The sequence below is a fragment of the Flavonifractor sp. An91 genome, from assembly GCF_002159225.1.
In the GTDB taxonomy this organism is placed as follows: Bacteria; Bacillota; Clostridia; order Oscillospirales; family Oscillospiraceae; genus Flavonifractor; species Flavonifractor avicola.
Window position 1 is genome coordinate 1 of sequence record NZ_NFHA01000079.1, and the last position, 2,515, is coordinate 2,515.

General features: G+C 53.6%; 2 tRNA genes and 1 rRNA gene. All 3 read left to right on the plus strand.

Annotated elements, in window-relative coordinates:
* Positions 1 to 2,256: ribosomal RNA gene (locus B5G42_RS17395) — 23S ribosomal RNA — on the plus strand; the annotation flags it as partial.
* 86 nt (positions 2,257 to 2,342) lie between these two features.
* Positions 2,343 to 2,417: transfer RNA gene (locus tag B5G42_RS17400), tRNA-Glu, on the plus strand.
* A 5-nt stretch (positions 2,418 to 2,422) separates the two neighbouring features.
* Positions 2,423 to 2,498: transfer RNA gene (locus tag B5G42_RS17405), tRNA-Lys, on the plus strand.
* The last annotated feature ends 17 nt before the right edge of the window (positions 2,499 to 2,515 follow it).

Sequence of the window (2,515 nt, forward strand, 5' to 3'; positions counted from 1 at the left end):
GTGATGAGGTACCTTTTGTAGAATGGTCCGGCGAGTTATTGTTACTGGCAAGCTTAAGGTATTCAGTACCGGAGGCGAAGGGAAACCGAGTGTGAACAGCGCGTATGAAGTCAGTGGCAATAGACCCGAAACCGGGTGACCTATCCATGGGCAGGTTGAAGTGGGGGTAAAACCCCATGGAGGACCGAACACACGCCCGTTGCAATGGTCGGTGATGACCTGTGGATAGCGGTGAAATTCCAATCGAACTCGGAGATAGCTGGTTCTCCCCGAAATAGCTTTAGGGCTAGCGTTAACTTAGATTACCGGAGGTAAAGCACTGAATGGGCTAGGGGCCGATAAGGTTACTGAACCCTATCAAACTCTGAATGCCGGATAATTGATGGTTAGCAGTCAGTCTACGTGAGATAAGTCTCGTGGACAAAAGGGAAACAGCCCAGACCCACAGCTAAGGTCCCAAAGATACGCTAAGTGGAAAACGATGTGGAGTTGCGAAAACAACCAGGATGTTGGCTTAGAAGCAGCCACTCATTAAAAGAGTGCGTAATAGCTCACTGGTCGAGTGACTCTGCGCGGAAAATATAACGGGGCTAAGCGTAACACCGAAGCTTGGGCTTGTCGTAAGACAGGGGTAGGGGAGCGTCGTGTACGGGGTGAAGTCGCAGCGGAAGCAGCGGTGGACTTTACACGAGTGAGAATGCCGGAATGAGTAGCGAGAATTATGTGGGAATCATAATGGCCGAAAATCTAAGGTTTCCTGGGGAAGGTTCGTCCGCCCAGGGTAAGCCGGGAGCTAAGGCGAGGCCGAGAGGCGTAGTCGATGCACATACGGTTGAAATTCCGTAGCCACCGAACCTTAAGCACACTGACACATGGAGATAGCGGGACCCGGGCGTTGGTTGACCCGGGCGTAAGGGACCGAAATCAAGTAGGGAAGTCCGCGATGCTCTGTGGCGAGAAAAGGTGTGAGGAATGCTAAGGTGCCCGTACCGCAAACCGACACAGGTAGATGAGGAGAGAATCCTAAGGCCAACGGGAGAAGGGTTGTTAAGGAACTCGGCAAAATGACCCCGTAACTTCGGGATAAGGGGAGCCTCCTACGGGAGGCCGCAGCGAATAGGCCCAAGCGACTGTTTACCAAAAACACAGGTCTCTGCTAAATCGAAAGATGACGTATAGGGGCTGACGCCTGCCCGGTGCTGGAAGGTTAAGAGGAGAGCTTAGCGCAAGCGAAGGTTTGAATCGAAGCCCCAGTAAACGGCGGCCGTAACTATAACGGTCCTAAGGTAGCGAAATTCCTTGTCAGGTAAGTTCTGACCCGCACGAATGGCGTAACGATTTGGGCACTGTCTCAACAGCCCACCCGGCGAAATTGTTGTACTGGTGAAGAAGCCAGTTACCCGCAACTAGACGGAAAGACCCCATGGAGCTTTACTGTAGCTTAATACTGGAAATCGGTAAATCATGTACAGGATAGGTGGGAGACTTGGAAGCCAGGGCGTCAGCTTTGGTGGAGTCACCCTTGGGATACCACCCTTGATTTGCTGGTTTTCTAACCTGCGGCCGTGAATCCGGTCGGGGGACACTGTTAGGTGGGCAGTTTGACTGGGGCGGTCGCCTCCTAAAAGGTAACGGAGGCGCTCAAAGGTTCGTTCAGCACGGACGGAAACCGTGCAGTGAGTGTAAACGCATAAACGAGCCTAACTGCGAGACCGACGGGTCGAGCAGTAACGAAAGTTGGAGTTAGTGATCCGGCGGTATGCAAGTGGAAGTGCCGTCGCTCAACGGATAAAAGCTACCCTGGGGATAACAGGCTGATCTCCCCCAAGCGTCCACAGCGACGGGGAGGTTTGGCACCTCGATGTCGGCTCGTCACATCCTGGGGCTGAATTCGGTCCCAAGGGTTCGGCTGTTCGCCGATTAAAGTGGCACGCGAGCTGGGTTCAGAACGTCGTGAGACAGTTCGGTCCCTATCTGTTGCGGGCGTAAGAGATTTGAAGGGAGCTGTCCTTAGTACGAGAGGACCGGGATGGACGTACCTCTGGTGCACCAGTTGTTCTGCCAAGGGCATGGCTGGGTAGCTATGTACGGACGAGATAAACGCTGAAGGCATCTAAGCGTGAAACTCCCCCTAAGATTAGATCTCTCATCCTTCGGGAGTAAGGCACGTCGTAGACTATGACGTTGATAGGTCGGAGGTGGAAGCGCGGTAACGCGTGCAGCTGACCGATACTAATAAGCCGAGGGCTTGACCTTAACATGATGATTGCAGGCGCTTGCCTGATGTACTGGAGACTGCATTGTTCGGTTTTGAGGGTGCTGACAAAGCGACGCGTAAATGTGGCCCGTTGGTCAAGCGGTTAAGACGGCGGCCTCTCACGCCGCAAACGTGGGTTCGATTCCCGCACGGGTCACCAAACCTGCGCCTTTAGCTCAGCTGGTAGAGCAACTGACTCTTAATCAGTGGGTCCCCGGTTCGAATCCGTGAAGGCGCACCATTCTCTATGGAGCGTCT